This window comes from Mangrovitalea sediminis, from assembly GCF_002514725.1.
Lineage (GTDB): Bacteria > Pseudomonadota > Gammaproteobacteria > Pseudomonadales > Oleiphilaceae > Mangrovitalea > Mangrovitalea sediminis.
This window is the reverse complement of the sequence record NZ_NTLB01000004.1, coordinates 402,729-421,022: the sequence shown is the minus strand read 5'-3', so window position 1 is coordinate 421,022 and position 18,294 is coordinate 402,729. Positions and strand designations below refer to the sequence as shown.

The window sequence follows — 18,294 nt, the reverse complement described above, 5'->3', positions numbered from 1 at the left end:
AGGGGCGTCTTGCCATTGATTCCGTACTTCATATTGATTTGGCGCAAAGTCACTGAAACCGCTTCACTTTATTCTGTGACCCTGATTCCTAGGGAAGGATGCGCCGGGTGAATATATCGAAGAAAGCCCTGAAGGTCGCCGTATTGGTGTTGGTTGCGGTGGTCGCTGTGGCGGCGGGGGTTGGATATCGTCTCATGGAGAGTAATGGGGCCTTACCGCCGCAATTCGCTTCGGGTAATGGCCGCATCGAGGCCACCGAGGTGGATGTCGCGACCAAACTGGCCGGCCGGCTGAAGTCGGTCGAGGCGCACGAAGGCGATATGGTCAAGGCCGGGCAGATCCTGGCACGGATGGATACCGATGACCTGAACGCCCAGTTGAACGAAGCCCAGGCGAGACTGGCGCAGGCTGTGGAAGCCAAGCGATACGCAGAGGCGGTAGTGACCCAGCGCCAGAGTGAGTTGTCTTATGCCAATGCTGAGTTGGGGCGTATGCAGAAGCTGGTGAAGCAGGGGCACGTGTCCAAGGAAAGCCTGGATCGGGCTTCGACCTCGGCGGCCTCGGCCAAGGCCGCGCTCAACGCCGCCCAGGTGCAGGTGGTTTCCGCCGAGGCAGGTATCGCGGCGGCGAAAGCGACGGTGCAGCGGATCCAGACCAGTATTGCCGATAGCCAATTGGAGTCGCCGATATCCGGTCGCGTTCTGTATCGGCTGGCGGAACCGGGCGAAGTGTTGAGCGCCGGCGGCAAGGTGATGACGGTGCTTGATGTCGGCGATGTCTATATGACGATCTTCCTGCCCACCGATCAGGCCGGCAAGGTCACCGTTGGTTCCAATGCCCGGCTGATCATCGATGCGGTGCCCCAGTATGTCATCCCCGCCAAGGTGACCTTCGTCGCCGCTGAAGCCCAGTTCACGCCGAAGGAAGTCGAAACGCGCAGCGAGCGGGAGAAACTCATGTTTCGCGTCAAGGTCAAGATCGACCCGGCGCTGCTCAAGACATACCGGGATCGCGTGAAAACCGGTGTCCCTGGCGAGGCTTATGTCCGCCTCGATACCAGCACCCCCTGGCCGGCATGGCTCGATGTGAAACTCCCTCATGGCTGAGACCATTGCGCGGCTGGATGCCGTGACGCACCGCTACAAGGCAACAGTGGCGCTTAACGATATCAACCTGGCCATTCCGGCAGGTTGTATGGCCGGCCTGATCGGGCCGGACGGTGTCGGGAAGTCGACCTTGTTGGGGTTGGTGGCCGGTGCCCTGAAGATCCAGGAAGGGTCTCTTCAGGTGCTCCAAGGGGATATGCGCGACCAGCGCTTCCGTTCCCGGGCGGCACCTCGTATTGCCTATATGCCTCAAGGGCTTGGCGGAAATCTCTATCTGACGCTGTCGGTCCAGGAAAACATCGAGTTCTTTGCCCGCCTGTTTGGTCTCTCTAAGACCATGAGAGATCAACACATTGAGGAGTTGTTGCGCTCTACCGGTCTGATGGCGTTTCGTGACCGGCCTGCGGGAAAGTTGTCAGGCGGTATGAAACAGAAACTCGGGCTTTGCTGCGCCCTGATTCACGACCCTGACCTTCTCATACTGGACGAGCCGACCACCGGTGTCGATCCGTTGTCGCGTCGGCGGTTCTGGGAACTGATCGACCGTATCCGTAGTCGTCGCCCGGGGATGAGTGTGCTGGTCGCTACGGCCTATATGGAAGAGGCCGAACGCTTTGACTGGCTGGCGGCCATGAACGACGGGATCATCCTCGCCAGCGGCAGTCCTGACGACCTGTTGGCAAGCACGGAGAGTCCGGATCTGGATACGGCTTTTCTTCGCTTATTGCCCGGTGCAGAAAGAGACCCTTTGACGGTGCCGCCGAGAGGTGACGGTGAGCATGCGATCGCCATCGAGGCACGTGGGCTCTGTATGCGTTTCGGCAATTTTACGGCGGTGGATCATGTCAGCTTTTCCATCGAACAGGGCGAAATCTTCGGCTTTCTCGGTTCCAATGGTTGTGGCAAGACCACCACCATGAAAATGCTGACTGGCTTGCTGCCGCCCTCTGAAGGCGAAGCCATCCTCTTTGGCCAGCCGGTGGATGCCAACGACCTGAATACCCGCAAACGGGTCGGTTACATGTCCCAGGCGTTCTCGCTCTACGGTGAGCTGACGGTGCGCCAGAACCTGGTCCTGCATGCGCGATTGTTTCACTTGCCGCCGGAGCACATTGAAAGCCGCGTGGCGGAAGTTTCCCGCGACTTCGATCTCGAGGCGGTCATGGATCAGGCGGCTGCAGGGCTGCCGCTCGGCATCCGGCAACGGCTCTCCTTGGCGGTGGCTGTTGTGCATGGGCCTGAACTGCTTATTCTCGATGAACCCACGTCCGGCGTTGACCCGGTCGCGCGTGACCGGTTTTGGGCGTTGCTGGTCAAGCTCTCCCGCGACCAGGGCGTCACTATTTTTATCTCCACGCATTTCATGAATGAGGGGGAGCGCTGCGACCGCATTTCCCTGATGCACGCAGGGCGTGTGCTGGACTGCGACAGTCCGGCCAATCTGATCGAGCATCATGGGGCTGATAGCCTGGAAGAGGCTTTTATCAAGGTTCTCGAAGAAGCCTCACCGGACGATGCCGAAGACGTTGACGCTCAGGCGCCTGCGCAGGCGGAGCCGGTGCATGCCCCTGATCGCGCCTTCAGCCTGCAGCGGTTGATGGCGTATGCCCTCCGCGAAGCACTGGAGGTACGCAGGGACCCTGTGCGACTGACGTTTGCCCTGCTCGGATCGGCGCTTCTGATGCTGATTCTGGGTTATGGCATCACGATGGATGTAGAGAACCTGAAGTTCGCCGTCCTGGATCTGGACAACACGCCCCAGAGTCGTGATTACGTGGCCGATATTGCAGGGTCCCGCTATTTCGACGAGCAGGCACCGCTGACCAGCGAGAGCGATTTGAGCGCGCGTATGCGCAGTGGCAAGCTGAGCCTTGCCTTGGAAATCCCCTCCGGTTTTGGCCGTGACGTTAAGCGTGGTCGCACGGCGGAAATTGGCGTCTGGATCGATGGTGCCATGCCTTATCGTGGCGAAACCATTCGTGGCTATCTCACCGGTTTGCATTACCAGTATCTGGTCGATGCGGCCCTGCGAAAGTATGGGCAGCATGTCAGCCTGTTGCCGGTCGGTCTGGATATGCGTTATCGCTACAATCAGGATTTCCGCAGCCTGGACGCGATGGTGCCAGCGGTGATCCCGCTGTTGCTGATTTTCATCCCCTCGATCCTGATGGCGCTGGGCGTGGTCCGGGAGAAGGAGCTGGGCTCGATTACCAACCTCTACGTGACGCCGGTGACCCGGGTGGAGTTCCTGCTGGGTAAACAGCTGCCCTACATCCTGGTGGCCATGGTCAGCTTTTTCGTATTGGTGGCGCTGGCAGTTTTCATCTTCAGGGTGCCGCTCAAGGGGAGCCTGATAGCTCTCAGCCTGGGAGCGCTGCTGTATGTCACCGTGACGACCGGCGTAGGTCTGCTGATTTCCGCCTTTACCCGAACCCAGATCGCCGCCCTGGCCGGTACAGCCATATTGACGTTGGTGCCGACGGTACAGTTTTCCGGCCTGACGGACCCTGTGTCGTCTCTGGAAGGTGTCGGCGCAGTGATCGGGCACGTCTGGCCCGCCACCTATTTTCTGACTATCTGCCGGGGTATTTTCACCAAGGCCTTGAGCTTTGGCGACCTTGAGCTTCAGTACCTGCTTTTGGCCCTGTTTATCCCGGTGCTGACCGTCAGCGCTGTCCTCTTGCTAAAGAAACAGGGGCGCTGATATGGCTAAACTGTCCAATATCGGCTATCTCGGCGTAAAGGAATTACGCAGCTTGTGGAGCGACAAGGTGCTGTTCGCCTTTGTCATCCTGTCCTTTTCGTTCATGGTATACACGTCCGGAAAGGCGGGCTCCCTCGAGTTACACAATGCGCCGATCGCGGTGGTTGACGAAGACCATTCCGAGTTGTCATCGCGTATTATCGAGGCCTTTTTCCCCCCATATTTCATGCCGCCCCAGGAAATCGCCTTCAAGGATATCGACCCGACCTTGGACCACGGGCGTTACACCTTCGTGCTGGTGATTCCGGAGCATTTCGAGCGGGATGCGCGCGCGGGGCGGGCTCCGTCCATCCAGGTGGATATCGACGCCACCCGCATGTCGCAGGCCTTTGTCGGGGCCACCCATATCCAGAACATCGTCAGCGACGAGGTCAGTCATTTCCTGTCTCCCGGAGGGCGTGCCCCCCAGTTGCCGATCCAGCTGGTCACCCGGGTCAGCTTCAATCCCAACTTGAACGGCGTCTGGTTCGGTGGCGTCATGGAGATCATTTCGGAGGTGACGCTGCTCAGTATCATCCTGACCGGCGCCGCACTGATCCGTGAAAGGGAACACGGCACCATCGAGCACCTTCTGGTCATGCCGCTGACGCCCGCTGAAATCATGCTGGCCAAGGTCTGGTCCAATGGGTTGGTAGTGTTGGTCGCGGCGGGCCTGTCGTTGTGGCTGGTTGTCCGGCATCTGTTGGGCGTACCCATTGCCGGGTCCACCGCCTTGTTCCTGTTTGGCGCGGCGCTGAACCTGTTTTCAACAACGTCTATCGGGATTCTGTTGGGGACGGTTGCCCGTTCCATGCCGCAATTGGGGCTGCTTATGATCCTGGTGATCCTGCCGCTGCAATTGCTCTCCGGGGGCATAACACCCAGGGAAAGTATGCCGTTGCTGGTTCAGCACATTATGTCCGTTGCACCGACAACACACTTCGTCAGTCTGGCGCAGGCCGTGCTCTATCGGGGGGCGGGACTTGAGGTTATCTGGCCGCAGCTGCTGGCGCTATTTGGTATCGGTTGCGTGTTTTTCATGGCATCCCTGCTCCTGTTCCGTCGTAGTCTCGCCCTTAGCCGCTAAGAGAGCGCTGGCCCGGCCGGCTCTCTCCCGAGGACTATTTCGACGGCATGTCCTTGTATTTCGGCAGGTAGGCCGACAATTTTTCCCCCATTTCAGTCGCCAACTGCTGTAAGGCGTTGAGCGGCCGGACCATGACCTCAAACTCGACGATTTGGCCCTGTTCGTTAAACCGGATGATGTCGACGCCTTTGAGGTGCTTGTCGCCAACGATCGCACTGAATTCCAGCGTGACGTCCAGTCCGGATTCACTGGCAAAGGTTCTGTGATATTCGAACTCTTTGAACACTGTCATCACCGTATTCAGAATCAGGCAAACCGCGGCCGCACTGTGGTACGGCTTATAAAAAGCGGGTGAGCGAAAAGTCGCGTCGCTGGCCACGATGGTCGGCAGTGCACTCAGATCACGTTTGGCGATCATGTCGTGCCAAAGACTCATTGATTCGGCAACAGCGGGGAGCAGTGAGGAATGAGAGGTCATCGAAGTCTCCATTAGCATGGCCTGGTAACGGTGGTGATATGCAACTTATTGCATAAAAATACAGAGAGCTGTCTCGATATGCAATCAATTGCATATCGAGCTGGCGCGATAATTCGCGTGTCACCTGAACATGGGGGCAACCTGCGACATGAGACTGCCGGGTTTGCTGCGGTCTAGTGGTGGGTGGTCGCTGAGCAGACAGGTATCAGGGCTTCGGCGGGGCCCGGGCGTCCGTAGTAGTAGCCTTGATGGAGGCTGCAGCCCATCGCCAGCAGCTTGTCGCGCTGTTCCGTTGTTTCCACACCTTCTGCGACAACGGCCAGGTCGAGGCTATATCCCAGGGAAAGAATGCTTTTTACGATGGCGGCGTCATTGGGGTCGGTTAGCAGATCGCGGACGAAAGACTGGTCGATCTTGAGCTGATCCAGTGGCAGGCGCTTCAAGTAGCTGAGCGATGAATAGCCGGTTCCAAAATCATCCAGGGAAAAACGGATGCCTTTCTCCCTCAGGGTGTTCATCCGGTCGATCAGCATATCCAAATCTTCCGCCAGGACGCTCTCTGTGAGTTCGAGTTCGATCCGTGTCGGGTCTGCGCCCGTTTCATCGAGAATACCAAGAACGTCGGCGACAAAATCCGGATGATAAAACTGGCGAGTACTGACGTTGACGGAAACCACCAGTTTTTCAAGCCTGGGGTCATCCCGCCAGGCAACCTGTTGTCGACAGGCAGTACGTAATACCCAGTCCCCAATCAGCATAATCTGGCCGGTGACTTCGGCAATGGGTATGAAATCCGCTGGTGACAGCAGACCATGTTCGGGGTGTCGCCAGCGGATGAGGGCTTCCGCACCGAACACCTGGCCGCGGCTGTCCACCTGAGACTGGTAATGAAGGTAAAAATGGTTGCTCTCAATGGCCTGCTGCAAGCCGGCCTCCACCATCGCACGGAAGTGCAGTGCCGATTGCATCTGGTGGTTGAAGAATTTCAGCAGATTGCGGCCGCTCGTCTTGGCTTCGTACATCGCCATGTCGGCCCGTTTAAACAGTTCCTCGACGCTGCCTTCCGCATCCGAGAACATGGCCGCGCCAATGCTGGCGCCGATCTTATAGGTCAGCTTATGCAGGCGGTAGGGCTCAAGGAAAGAGTTCAGGAGCTTGAGCGCAACAACTTCTACGTACCGGGCTGCCAGGGTACTGTCTTCTCCCAGGTTTTCCATCAGGAGTACGAATTCATCGCCGCCCAACCGGGCCATGGTGTCGTTGTTCCTGACCAGCCCCTCCAAACGCTTTGCTACCTGTTCCAGTAACAAGTCTCCCTGGGCATGCCCCTGGCTGTCGTTGAGTACCTTGAAGTTGTCCAGGTCGATAAACAGCAGGGCGCCGTCGGAGTTGGTGCGTTGGAAGTTCGCCAGGGCGTGGGTGGCTCGATCGAGCAATAGACGGCGATTGGGGAGTTTTGTCAGCGGGTCATAGAATGCGAGTTGGTTGATCCGTTCTGCATTCTTGCGCTGCTCGGTGAAGTCAGTGGCAATGCCGCAAAGACCGTAAGTCTGTCCGTTTTCGTCGATCAGCGGTTGCTTGACGGTGAGGTAGGACCTGTCGACCGAGCCATCTTCACGGCAGGTTGTTTCCTCGAAAGTTATACGTTCACCTTCGGAAATAACCTTCTGGTCGTTGGCCAGTCGTTTGGAGGCTGTTGCTGAGTTGAAAAAACTGTCATCCCTTAAACCGATGATCTGATCGGCGGGGCGTTTGAAGAACTCTGACACCTTTTGGTTCACGTAGACGTAACGAAGATCATTGTCCTTGATGTAAATGTAAGCATCGACACTGTCCAGAATAACGGCGAGCTTGTTTTCGGTGCTGCGCAGGCGCTGCTTGTTTTCCTTGACGGCCCGCCGCTGGATCATCACGGCCCCCAAGGCCGCTACCAGCAGTGCTCCCAGGAGCCCCAGTCCCCACCAAGCTGCTGTCGGCACATGCCGGTTTTCAGGAAGTGCTTCCCAAGTACGAATGATGCGGTAGTAGACGGAGCTGGAGTCTGCTTGCCAGGTCTTGAGGTAATGATCGATGGGTGGGAGTAGGCGTGCGCCTTCTCCCTTGGGCGCCGCGAAAAACAGCTGAGCCGGTTGAAAGATCACCGGGGTGCTTTCCAGGTTATAGTGAGGCGCCTTGCTGTCGCCATAGAAATTGTTGGCGACGACGCCATCGACAATTCCCGTCGATGCGTCTTGAAAACCCTGCTGAAACGTCTCCACCGGCACCAATTGGGCATTGCGGATGCCAAAGTGGCGAATCAGGTTCGTCAGGTACGCTTGCTGGATAGATCCAGCCAGCACTGCAATGCGCTTATCTTTCAGGTCCGGTATCGATGTTATTTTGACATGAGGGTTGCGATAGACGGCAGACCAGCTATAGAGCGCCGCTACCTGTCCGAAGTCCATTTCGGTGTTGCGTTGTTCATTGATGGCAACATCGGGCATGAGATCCAACTGCCCGTTTTTCAGCATTTCCAGGCAGCGATGCCACTGGCAGGGCACTGGCTGTAGAAGCCAGCCTTTGCGTTCGGCAATTTCCCGCAGGAGTTGGCCGAAGATGCCGGAAATATGGTGGTCGGAATAGAAAATCTTCGGAGGATTCTCGTAGACGCCGACCCTGACAGTTTGCCCGGCGTGGACTGGCAACGTGCTAATGAGGAGGCAAAGGAACAGCCACCATATTCGGCCCGGCAGGAAGAGGGAGGTTCTTGCTGTTGCTCCGGAATGCGATCCTTTCATGCCGGGTCCTTTGGATAACCTGCAGCCATCCCATTGCCCTTGCTGCTTAAGCCAGGGCCACCCGCTAACAGCCTGCAGTCCGGTACACTGGAACCTGTTCCGGCATCAAGCCGATATTGCAGCTCGTGTTGTAGTTTAGTTCACTTTGTTTTGAGCCGCGGCTTTTCCTGTGTGACGATAAGCATGCAACGTTGCTTGAAGGCTCTATAGCGCGAGAGGGATGGGAGCTGCGCGAGGGTATCCCATCCCGTTGAGGTGTTACTGAATACTGATTCGCGACCGATTCTTGCTGATGGTCGACGAGCCGATGCCCTTGACTTTCACCAGTTCGTCAATCGAGTGAAAGGGACCATGGGTTTTTCGGTAAGCGACAATCGCGCTGGCCTTCGACGGACCGATTCCTTTCAGCATGCTGGACAATTCCGCTGCACTGGCGCGGTTGATGTTGAGTGGTTTGGTGATATGGGTCTGTGCTGTGACTTTGTTGGAGGCGCCGCTGCTCGCATAGCTGGGCGCGGCGATACCGACCAGTAACGCGATGGTCATTGCCAGCGCAGCATGAAGGATCCGTTTCATGAAAACTCCTTGTTCCAGGCCCGTTGATGGACCTTCCGTACAGGTGGATATGGAAAGGAAGGGGCTCGAAAGTGGTCCATGGTAGACCTGAGAAGGGTAGGGTGGGCACACCATCCGTGTGCGCCCCTCCGTGGCTCAACGCGCCTGATCCTTCAGGCAGTTAAACGTCCCTGTTACGCCTCCCTACGGTTGCATTGCGTCCGTGCTGATGACTAGTCTATGGAATTTCGGGGCCGGGCAAAGCGGACATCTCTGACATCGCTGTGAGAGATCGCTTACAAGGCTGTAATCTATTTCCCTGAGGTGTGGTGGATATGCCTTCTGAACACGCAGCGGGCCTGTCGTTGGACGGGCTGCTTGAGTCTGTGATCGATATAGCGAAAGCCGCAGACAACGCCATTCTGGCGATCTACCGACGCTCCTTTGAGGTGACCTATAAGGACGATGCCAGCCCTTTGACCGAAGCGGACCTAGTGTCGCATCAGGTCATTATGGATGGGTTGGCGAAGCTGGAACCGGCCTTCCCGATCCTGTCGGAAGAAGGAGCAAAGATTCCTTGGGCCGAGCGTCAGCAGTGGCGAACCTTCTGGTTGGTGGACCCTATCGATGGCACCAAGGATTTTGTGAATCGCAGCGGCGAGTTCACGGTCAATATCGCGTTGGTACACGAAGGGGCGCCAGTACTCGGCGTCGTCACGGCACCGGCTCTGGACGAGATATTTGCAGGAATCGTCGGCCAAGGTGCCTGGAAAATAGATACAGCCGGCCGGCGAGCCATAGGCGTCGTCGAGCCGCGCAAACCGCTTCGGGTCGTTGCCAGCAAGAATCACTTGAACGATGAGACCCGCGCTTACATCGATCAGTTGGGGGACCACGTGTTGGTACAGGCGGGGAGTTCGCTGAAATTCTGTCGTATCGCAGAAGGTGCTGCAGATCATTACCCCCGCTTAGGTCCCACTTGTGAATGGGACATCGGTGCCGCCCAGGCGGTACTGGAGGCCGCTGGCGGACAGGTGACGACGCTGGAGGGTGCGCCGATGGTCTATGGCAAGGAATCAGTGCTGAATCCGTATTTTGTGGCTAAGGGACGTTGATAAGGTTCCTGCTGGTGAGAAAAATCCAGCCAACCGGTGCGTTTGTCGTATGTGAACGTGAATAGGGAATCACTGGCGTCTTTTCTCTCATCATTGGCGCAATCATCTGCCAGGATGACCGATATATCTGGGCCATCGCCGCTGGTTTGCCTGGTAGCCGTTGCAGGGTAGACTAGCGCGCCTTAATGACTATAAGGATCGATGAACGCGTGATAACTCACTTTACACCCTGGAGCGCCATTGCGGGTGGCGCCTTGATTGGACTGGCGTCTGCGCTTCTCCTGCTTGCCGAGGGACGTATTGCCGGCATTTCCGGTATCACCGCCGGGCTGTTGCGCCGTGGCGATGCAGCTTGGCGTTGGCTGTTCGTTGGGGGACTGGTGGTTGGCGCCATCCTTTACCACCTCTTGGGTGGTGATCTATCGGCGGTCAGAATCGATGCCAGTACACCTCTTCTCATCGTTGCCGGCCTGCTGGTCGGATTTGGTACGCGCCTGGGTGGCGGCTGTACCAGCGGTCATGGTGTGTGTGGCATATCCCGTTTTTCACTGCGTTCCTTGGTCGCCACGATGGTGTTTATGTTCACCGGTGGGCTTGTCGTGTTCCTGACTCAGCACCTTCTGGGAGGCAAACTGTGAAGCGGAATCTGGTAGCGCTGGTCAGTGGAACGCTTTTTGGCTTGGGGCTTTCCGTGAGCCAGATGATAAATCCGGCCAAGGTCCTGGCATTTCTGGATGTCGCCGGCCACTGGGACCCCAGTCTTGCACTGGTGATGGCGAGTGCCCTGAGTGTTATGGCGATAGCTTGGCGTTGGCAGCGCAAAACGGCTTCGGCCGTGTCTCGTCCCTTGTTCAGCAGTTCCGGTCTTCGGGACGTGGATGCCCCCCTGGTCATTGGCGCGGCGCTGTTCGGCGTAGGCTGGGGATTGGTCGGCTATTGCCCAGGGCCAGCGCTAGCGGCATTGAGCCTGCTGAATACGAAACCCGTCATTTTTGTTGTTGCCATGCTGGGCGGGATGGCCGTTCATCACTTCCTCTATCGCCGCCGTAACGCTGAGTTGGCGCAGGGTGAATCGACAGATTATTGCGGTTAGGTCTGATGATTGGGAACGCGCGCCCTCGTTATGTGATGTGATGCATCCAATCGATACCCCGGGTTCTATGATTTCCAAGAAATTCCGTCCATAAAACGACAATTCCTGTAAAGGATCGTTAGAAAGTCCCTTCCGTTCGAAAAAGGCCACAAAAAGGCACGGCGGTGGTCAACTGGGCAACGCTTGAAGCCGCGAGATCTTTAACCGTTCTCTCATCGATCGAGTTGCATAACAATACAATCCCCGCAGAGGCGGGGACTGTTTGTGGCGAAAACCTATGACCAGAAGACGAGGGCGTGCTATGGGAAATAAGCCGCATCGTTGCAAACTCAGTCTTTCCCCCTTAGCTCTCCTGTACCTCTCTATCGCCGAATGACCTATGGCACGCTGGTCGTGAAGTAGGCCGTTACCGTACAGGCCGTTGTGATCGTGTTCGTCGTGTAGGTATTGGTAGAGAGTGCGCCTCCGCAACCAGTGACGTGATCAACTGTATATCCTGTGTTGGGGGTTAGCGTGAAGGTCGTTGTATTGCCTGAGACGACAGTGGCACTTGTTGGGCTGATGTTGCCTCCGCCTATGGTGTCAAAGGCGAATTGGCTGACATCGTTAGTACCGTTGTTGATCACATAGGTGTACTTTTTGGTTGTTGCTATGCCTCTGGGGTGTGTACCTACGGTGAATGTTGCCGGGGTCAGGGCGGTAAGGCTTCCGCTGGACCCGATTGCATACTGACCAACGGTGTTGTCGTTGTAATTTGTCACAAACACATATCTTCCACCCGGGTCGGCAGCAATTTGAATGGGGAAGTTGCCAGCAGCAACCGTTGCAGTGCTCATCGGGGTGAGGGCGCCACCGGATCCAATGGTGTACTGGGAAATAGTGGCGCTGCTGCTGTTCGCCACATAGAGGTATTTGCTGCCAGGATCGATAGCCAGGCCCCGGGGGCCTGTGCCTGTAGCAATCGTTGCAGGACTCATCGGGGTGAGAGCGCCGCCGGAGCCGATGGTGTACTGGGAAACGGTTTTGCTAGTAAGGTTCGTCACATAGACGTATTTGCCACTGGGATCGACGGCAAGGCCGAATGGGAGGGTATCAGTCGCGACGGTCGCAGTACTCATCGGGGTGAGGGCACCACCGGGTCCTATCGTGTACTGGGAAACAGTATTGTCACTAGAGTTCACCACGTAGACATACTTTCCACTTGGATCGACGGCAATGTATGTCGGGGAACGGCCTGTAGCGACTGTTGCGGTGCTCATCGGGCTTAGAGCGCCACCGGAGCCGATTGTGTACTGGGCAATAGTGTTGTCGGCATGGGCATGGTCGGACACATAGACATATTTGCCGCTAGGATCGACGGCAAGGTATTGCGGACTAGCGCTTGTAGTGACCGTTGGCGTACTCATTGCGGAGAGGCTACCGTCGGTGCCGACGGTGTATTGAGAAACCGTTTTGCTACTAGAGTTTGCCACATAGACATATTTTGAGGTTGGGTCGACGGCAACGCCTATGGGCGAGGCGGCTGCTGCAACTGTTGAGGGACTCAGGGCACTTAGGCCAGCATGAACGCCAAGCGTTGATACCGTGTAGCTTGGAGTCGGCGTGGTTGTAGTTGTGGTTGCTGGGGTTCCAGCTCCGCTTACGGATGCACTATGAAATGGATTGTGGCATGCAGCCAACAGTACGCTTGCGCCAGCGACTGCGCTCAAGCGCAAAAGTGAACGATGTGGTGACGATTTACGGATCGACCTATCAAAGATGGTTCTCATAGCTGAGTCTGTTCCAAGAGCATGAATGTGAGGCGCTAGATTCTTCCAAATCCAGATTCGCCGGAGAGATCCATCGAATTTCGACGGTTGGGCGGGCTTTCTCAGACCCGTAAACAAAGAAAAGAAAGGTCGTTAAGTTCACCCCTCGTAAGGTCGGGGCGCAGAATGGCCATCACCCTTCGATGATTGCATAAAGAACGAACAGGTTTTCTGCATGCGGAAGTAGCGGGTTGAAAAGCTGATCCTTAAGAGAGGGCTAGGGCGCTCCGGCCTGCTAGATACTTTGGGGCCTTTACTGCGAAAATGAATAATAGTTCATTTTTCGACTTTTTTCATGAAAGTATCGCTCAAGGCGCTACTTGTCCAGCCTCGATGGTGGCAGTCGGTTGTCGGGCGGCAGATTATGAGTTCTAAGAACCCCCGTTCATCAAGCTATGTAACAAAAAATCCCCGCAGAGGCGGGGATTTTTTGTGGCTAAAACCTGTGGCCAGAAGACGAGGGCGTGCTGAATCGCCACCAGTTCTCTAGACACTTCCCAGCCGTTCCTGGACTTACCCCGGTCTGACTGGGGATTCGATGATCCGCACCAGACGTTGTTTGATCGAAAAACTCTTGTCTTGCCAGATGTCGTTGCACCGTCAGCCGTGCCACCAGATAAGGCAATGAAGCCGGCATTCGATCTAATGTGGCAAGCAGCCGGATTTGTTGGCTCGCGGAATTACAACAATGCTGGTGAGTGGGCGCCAAGGTAGAAAATTCATATGCAGCCCAACCCATCATTCCACCGGACCTGCGCGAAAAGCCGTGGGAGCAGGGGGAGTCCATATCATTCGTTCGGCGACAAACCAGGCTGTCGCCAACTCAGTTGAAGAGAGTGCATGCCAATAGAAGACTTCGTCCAGAGACACTGCTCCAGCGATCTGCGAGGACTCAGTCCGCTTCTGCAGAGCTGGTCCGAGTGCGTACTAAACTATTCGAGGTTGCAAGGATGGGAAGATAACCTCTGGTGGTACAACGAGCGCGCAACCCTGAGTAGTCTGGCTGGCGCAGCGTGGCGCTTGAACGGCTGGGTAGCACTCGAGGAATTCTCAACAAGAAAGAAGGGTCGAGTGCCAGAGAGGAACAGCATTATTGATGTCGGCCACCTGTGCCGCGGTAGGTGCGACCTTTACGTGTCGCATCAAAGCACGGATTTCGCCATTGAGGCCAAGCAGGCTTGGCAGAATATTGGAGATCGCGCCCGTGTGGATCGGGTAGCTGAGGCAATGGAGCTTGCTTGGGATGATTGCGGAAACCTCCATCACACTGAAGCTAACATTCGCCTTGCTGCAGTTTTCGCTGCTCCCTTTATCGCAAAATCCTCTATTCTAGCGGCTGATATGTGCAGCATTGATCGTCAACTGTTGCGACACAAAGTGAGCAAGTGGGTCAATGAGTCCACGGCCAATTGCGATGCCTTTGCGGCATGCTTCCCAAGTAAAGTTGAGAAGTTCATCAACAAAAACGGCTACCTATTTCCGGGTGTCCTGCTCCTGCTTCGCGCTCGATATCGCGGTGCCTGATACTCGTCACGTGGTCCGTCCGAATGCCGCCGAACAACACGCTCCACCCGACGTCTCCGCCTCCGCGGCAACGCCGCTCCCGCGGAGCCGTCAGTGAACGTGAGCGGTAAGCTAAAAGGTTCTGAGATATGAATGAGTACTCGAAGTATCTTTCGCTCACTTGATCCAAAAGGCCTACTATCGTCGCTGCGACTAGGAAAGACTATCGGCAAGCAACGACCAACTGGAATGCTCGAAAGCTTCTTGGGCGATGGATTGGTGAATCGGCTCTTGTGCCCTCATCGCTAACTAATAGCTGCAGTTCATTCCGGGCATTCAGCCCTCCATCAGGCGCGCTAAAGCGCGCTGCTGAGCGAGTCGTTGTCTACACTCATACCGTCTAACTGTAAAGGCCGCTCCAGATCGGAAGCGGACATACTTCGACTAATACACGTACGTCCGCTTTGGCCGAATAACCGTCATCGTTTCCCTGTCCCAGTCCTTAACTCGGCAGTCGAGGTGTTGCGCTGTCTGAGTCAGGATCTTAACCGGTGCTTCGAGTATTACGGCCTCATTCGATTGAAAGGTCGCATCATCCGATTTGACCGCTCGCGCCGACCCTGACTCAGTTTCAGCTTTGCACTAAATGAACTGTTTCAGCCGGCAGGGGGTGGTCATAACTAATTTTCGCTGCAACGAACAGAATCCCGTATTGCTCCTGTATCCGCCGGGAGCAGCCGTACCGTGTCAGTTTTGCCCAGATTTATCCGCCTAAAAGACGCTTCAAGTTACCTCGGCATGGACCGAAACCGGTTCAACGCTGAGGTGTGCCCGTTTCTGACGGAAATCCCCATCGGATCTCAGGGGATCGCCTTCGACAGACTTGAGCTTGATCGCTGGGCAGATCAATATGTACAGCGGTACGGGCGCTCCAGTAAAGGAGTGTCAAAACAATGCGAAACAAAACGACGGGCTTGTACAAGAGCGAAAGCGGCATCTGGCACATCGACAAGAGAGTCAGAGGTATCCGAATTCGAGAAAGTACTGGCACAAGTGAAAAGGCAGAAGCGGAAAGCTACCTAGCTCGCAAGATGGAGGAAACCCGACAGGCGTCGGTGTATGGCGTGCGGCCGGAGCGAACCTGGCGCCAGGCGGCCACCCGGTACCTGAGGGACCATCAACACAAGAAGTCGGTGGACCGGGATGCTCAGGACTTCAAGTTGCTGGATCCGTTCATTGGGGACTTGCTTTTACGGAAGGTGCACGCGGGGACGCTGGAGCGGTTTATTCAAGCTCGGAAAGCTGAGGGCCGTAAAAGCGCCACAGTAAACCGGTCGTTGGCGGTTGTCCGGCGGGTTCTAACATTGGCAGCGAGGCTCTGGCGGGATGAGCACGGACTGACTTGGCTGGAAGCGCCCCCGTTGATTCCGAACGTGGAGTGGGGTGACAGGCGGGCGCCATATCCGCTTTCTTGGGATGAACAGGAGCGACTGTTCGGCGCGGTGGCTGGCCATCTTCGGGAAGCGGCGATCTTCGCTGTGAATACCGGGTGCCGGGAGAAGGAGATCACGGGGCTCCGCTGGGATTGGGAAATATCCTTGCCGGAACTCGGGACCTCAGTCTTCCTCTTGCCTGGTGAGTTCACCAAGAACGGGGATGACCGGATTGTGCCGCTTAATTCCGAAGCTAAGGCTTGTGTGAACCGCCAACGTGGCAAGCATTCCGAATACGTCTTTTCGTATAAAGGAAAACCCATGCGGGACGGCCTCAACAACAATGGCTGGAAGCGGGCGAGGGCGGCTGTTGGTCTGACTCAGGTACGGGTGCATGATCTTCGGCATACGTTTGGGCGTCGCCTACGGGCGGCCGGAGTGCCGGAGGAAACGCGCAAGGCGCTAATGGGACATCGTTCCGGGTCAATGACCACGCACTACTCGGCGGCAGAAGTCCAGGAGCTGATGCATGCCGTCGAACGGCTCGTCAGTCGGGTTGGAGGAGGACCCACGCTGACGCTGTTGAAGCTATGAAGGGGTCACCAGCAAGTTACCGAGGCCGGATACAACAAAGCCGCTCAGTGAGCGGCTTTGTTGTTGAAATCAATGGTAGCAAGGGGCGGATTTGAACCGCCGACCCCAGCATTATGAGTGCTGTGCTCTAACCAACTGAGCTACCTTGCCACAAGGCGAAACCTTTAACGGTGCCGCCATACGAGGCGCGTATTCTCGGGATTTTTGGACTGCCTGTCAACCCCGTTTGGCGCTTCTTAAACATTGAAGCGGAAGTGAACAACGTCGCCGTCCTGAACGACGTACTCCTTGCCTTCCAGGCGCCACTTTCCAGCCTCTTTGGCGCCCTGTTCACCGTTACAGGTGATGAAGTCGTCATAGCTGATGACTTCGGCGCGGATGAAACCTTTTTCGAAATCTGTGTGGATCACGCCGGCTGCCTGTGGGGCTGTTGCGCCGATCGGGATGGTCCAGGCACGGACTTCCTTAACGCCGGCTGTGAAATAGGTCTGTAGGCCAAGCAGGCGGTAGCCTGCTCGGATGACGCGGTCGAGGCCGGGTTCGGTCATGCCCATTTCGGCGAGGAATTCGGCTTTTTCCTCGTCTTCCAGTTCGGCAATTTCAGCTTCTAGCTTGTTGCAGATCGGTACCACGACGGCGCCTTCTGCGTCGGCGATGGCGCGGACCTTGTCCAGGTGAGGGTTATTCTCGAAGCCGTCTTCGTTGACGTTGGCAATGTACATCGTGGGCTTGATCGTGAGCAGGCAGAGTTCACGAACCAACTCCAGCTGGTCTTCCGTCAGGCCCATACCGCGGACCGGCTTGCCCTCATTGAGAATCGGCAAAATGCGCTCAAAGAGCTCGAGCTGGGCTTTGGCGGTTTTGTCGCCACCCTTGGCATTGCGTCCGACACGCTTGATGGCGCGTTCGACGGTGTCTAGGTCGGCCAGGGCGAGTTCGGTGTTGATGACGTCGATGTCGGAGGCCGGGTCGACCTTGTTGGCTACGTGGATGACATTGGTGTCTTCGAAGCAGCGAACGACGTGGGCGATGGCGTCGGTTTGGCGGATATTGGCCAGGAATTGGTTGCCGAGGCCTTCGCCTTTTGATGCCCCGGCGACGAGGCCTGCGATATCGACGAATTCCATCGTCGTCGGCAGGACGCGCTGGGGCTTGACGATCGCGGCGAGCTTGTCGAGACGGGGATCGGGCATTGGCACGACGCCAGCATTGGGTTCGATGGTGCAGAACGGGAAGTTCTCGGCGCCGATGCCGGCTTTGGTCAGTGCGTTGAAGAGGGTGGATTTGCCGACGTTGGGCAGGCCCACGATGCCGCAATTAAAACCCATAGCGTGCCTCTGATTGAACGATGCAGTAAACGAAGGTGGGGATTATACCGGTCGCTGGGGTTGTGCGCGAACGACGATTTACAATGCCTTGAAGGCATGTAGGGCGTTCATGGCCCTGGCGGTCTCGCCATTGATGGCGTCCGGTAGAATACGGCAGGCCTGGTCGATGACCTGGTCGAGCTGGTCGTGTTCGGTTTTGCCCAAACGGCCAAGGACGAAACCTGTTACCAGTTTGGCGTCTCCGGGATGTCCGATTCCCAGGCGCAGACGCTGGAAGTTGTTGGTGCCCAGGTGGGCAATGGTGTCTCGTAGGCCGTTATGACCGCCGTGACCGCCGCCTTGCTTGAGTTTGGCGGTGCCAGGGGGTAGGTCGAGCTCGTCGTGAGCAACGAGAACGGCTTCCGGGGGAATCTTGAAAAAATCGGTAACGGCGCGGATGGCGAGGCCACTTCGATTCATGAAGGTGGTGGGGATCAGGAGGTGCAGGTCGAAGCCCTGCCACTGGATACGGCTATAGAAACCGTGGTATTTGCGTTCGGGGCGAAGCGGATGGCCCGCATGGCGGGCCAGCGCTTCTACAAACAGGGCGCCGGCGTTGTGTCGGGTATTCTCGTATTCTGCCCCGGGGTTACCCAGGCCAACCACGAGTTGTATTTTCTGACTCGACATCCGGC

At 56.7% G+C, this 18,294-nt stretch carries 14 protein-coding genes and 1 tRNA gene; 8 read left to right on the top strand and 7 right to left on the bottom strand.

Annotated features, from left to right (window positions below):
* Nucleotides 1-98 precede the first annotated feature (98 nt).
* The 3 genes from CLR77_RS11805 to CLR77_RS11795 are packed head-to-tail and all read left to right on the top strand — an operon-like array spanning nt 99 to nt 4,936.
* Nucleotides 99-1,106 carry an HlyD family secretion protein gene (locus tag CLR77_RS11805; protein ID WP_097460842.1) on the top strand — a complete coding sequence of 336 codons (1,008 nt, stop codon included), beginning with the start codon at nt 99-101 and terminating at the stop codon, nt 1,104-1,106.
* Entirely contained in the window at nt 1,099-3,810 is a 2,712-nt protein-coding gene (rbbA, locus tag CLR77_RS11800; RefSeq protein WP_097460841.1) for a ribosome-associated ATPase/putative transporter RbbA, read from the top strand. The genes CLR77_RS11805 and rbbA overlap by 8 nt, the downstream gene beginning before the upstream one ends.
* Before the next feature lies 1 nt (nt 3,811).
* Nucleotides 3,812-4,936, top strand: coding sequence for an ABC transporter permease (locus tag CLR77_RS11795; RefSeq protein ID WP_097460840.1), 1,125 nt, complete (start codon nt 3,812-3,814; stop codon nt 4,934-4,936).
* Nucleotides 4,937-4,970: 34 nt separating this feature from the next.
* Here CLR77_RS11795 and CLR77_RS11790 read toward each other — a convergent pair whose 3' ends face one another.
* The 3 genes from CLR77_RS11790 to CLR77_RS11780 all read right to left on the bottom strand — a co-directional run bounded on the left by CLR77_RS11790 (nt 4,971) and on the right by CLR77_RS11780 (nt 8,767).
* On the bottom strand, nt 4,971-5,414 hold the full coding sequence (locus CLR77_RS11790) for a nuclear transport factor 2 family protein (protein WP_097460839.1): 444 nt from the start codon (nt 5,412-5,414) through the stop codon (nt 4,971-4,973).
* A 173-nt stretch (nt 5,415-5,587) separates the two neighbouring features.
* Nucleotides 5,588-8,191, bottom strand: coding sequence for an EAL domain-containing protein (locus CLR77_RS11785; RefSeq protein ID WP_198962747.1), 2,604 nt, complete (start codon nt 8,189-8,191; stop codon nt 5,588-5,590).
* 258 nt (nt 8,192-8,449) lie between these two features.
* Nucleotides 8,450-8,767 carry a ComEA family DNA-binding protein gene (locus CLR77_RS11780; RefSeq protein WP_097460838.1) on the bottom strand — a complete coding sequence of 106 codons (318 nt, stop codon included), beginning with the start codon at nt 8,765-8,767 and terminating at the stop codon, nt 8,450-8,452.
* A gap of 314 nt (nt 8,768-9,081) precedes the next feature.
* On the opposite strand from CLR77_RS11780, the gene cysQ reads away from it, so the two are divergent.
* The 3 genes from cysQ (at nt 9,082) to CLR77_RS11765 (ending at nt 10,954) form a co-directional block, all read left to right on the top strand.
* Entirely contained in the window at nt 9,082-9,861 is a 780-nt protein-coding gene (gene cysQ, locus CLR77_RS11775) for a 3'(2'),5'-bisphosphate nucleotidase CysQ (protein WP_097460837.1), read from the top strand.
* Nucleotides 9,862-10,070: 209 nt separating this feature from the next.
* A complete protein-coding gene (locus CLR77_RS11770; RefSeq protein ID WP_227519891.1) occupies nt 10,071-10,499 on the top strand; it encodes a YeeE/YedE family protein in 429 nt (142 codons plus the stop codon).
* Nucleotides 10,496-10,954, top strand: coding sequence for a YeeE/YedE family protein (locus tag CLR77_RS11765; protein WP_097460835.1), 459 nt, complete (start codon nt 10,496-10,498; stop codon nt 10,952-10,954). Before CLR77_RS11770 ends, CLR77_RS11765 begins: the two co-directional genes overlap by 4 nt.
* A 377-nt stretch (nt 10,955-11,331) precedes the next feature.
* On the opposite strand, the gene CLR77_RS11760 is transcribed toward CLR77_RS11765, so the two are convergent.
* Nucleotides 11,332-12,723 carry a lactonase family protein gene (locus tag CLR77_RS11760; protein WP_097460834.1) on the bottom strand — a complete coding sequence of 464 codons (1,392 nt, stop codon included), beginning with the start codon at nt 12,721-12,723 and terminating at the stop codon, nt 11,332-11,334.
* Nucleotides 12,724-13,896: 1,173 nt separating this feature from the next.
* On the opposite strand from CLR77_RS11760, the gene CLR77_RS20025 reads away from it, so the two are divergent.
* Nucleotides 13,897-14,286, top strand: a complete 390-nt coding sequence (locus CLR77_RS20025; protein WP_143269408.1) for a hypothetical protein — start codon at nt 13,897-13,899, stop codon at nt 14,284-14,286.
* 932 nt (nt 14,287-15,218) lie between these two features.
* Complete coding sequence (locus CLR77_RS11750; protein WP_097460832.1) at nt 15,219-16,292, top strand: tyrosine-type recombinase/integrase; 1,074 nt, start codon at nt 15,219-15,221, stop codon at nt 16,290-16,292.
* A 73-nt stretch (nt 16,293-16,365) separates the two neighbouring features.
* On the opposite strand, the gene CLR77_RS11745 is transcribed toward CLR77_RS11750, so the two are convergent.
* From CLR77_RS11745 to pth, 3 genes are all read right to left on the bottom strand, one after another.
* Nucleotides 16,366-16,442 (bottom strand) — tRNA-Met (locus CLR77_RS11745).
* Between the two features lie 86 nt (nt 16,443-16,528).
* Nucleotides 16,529-17,620, bottom strand: a complete 1,092-nt coding sequence (ychF, locus tag CLR77_RS11740; RefSeq protein WP_097460831.1) for a redox-regulated ATPase YchF — start codon at nt 17,618-17,620, stop codon at nt 16,529-16,531.
* 78 nt (nt 17,621-17,698) lie between these two features.
* On the bottom strand, nt 17,699-18,289 hold the full coding sequence (gene pth, locus CLR77_RS11735) for an aminoacyl-tRNA hydrolase (protein ID WP_097460830.1): 591 nt from the start codon (nt 18,287-18,289) through the stop codon (nt 17,699-17,701).
* Between the last annotated feature and the right edge of the window lie 5 nt (nt 18,290-18,294).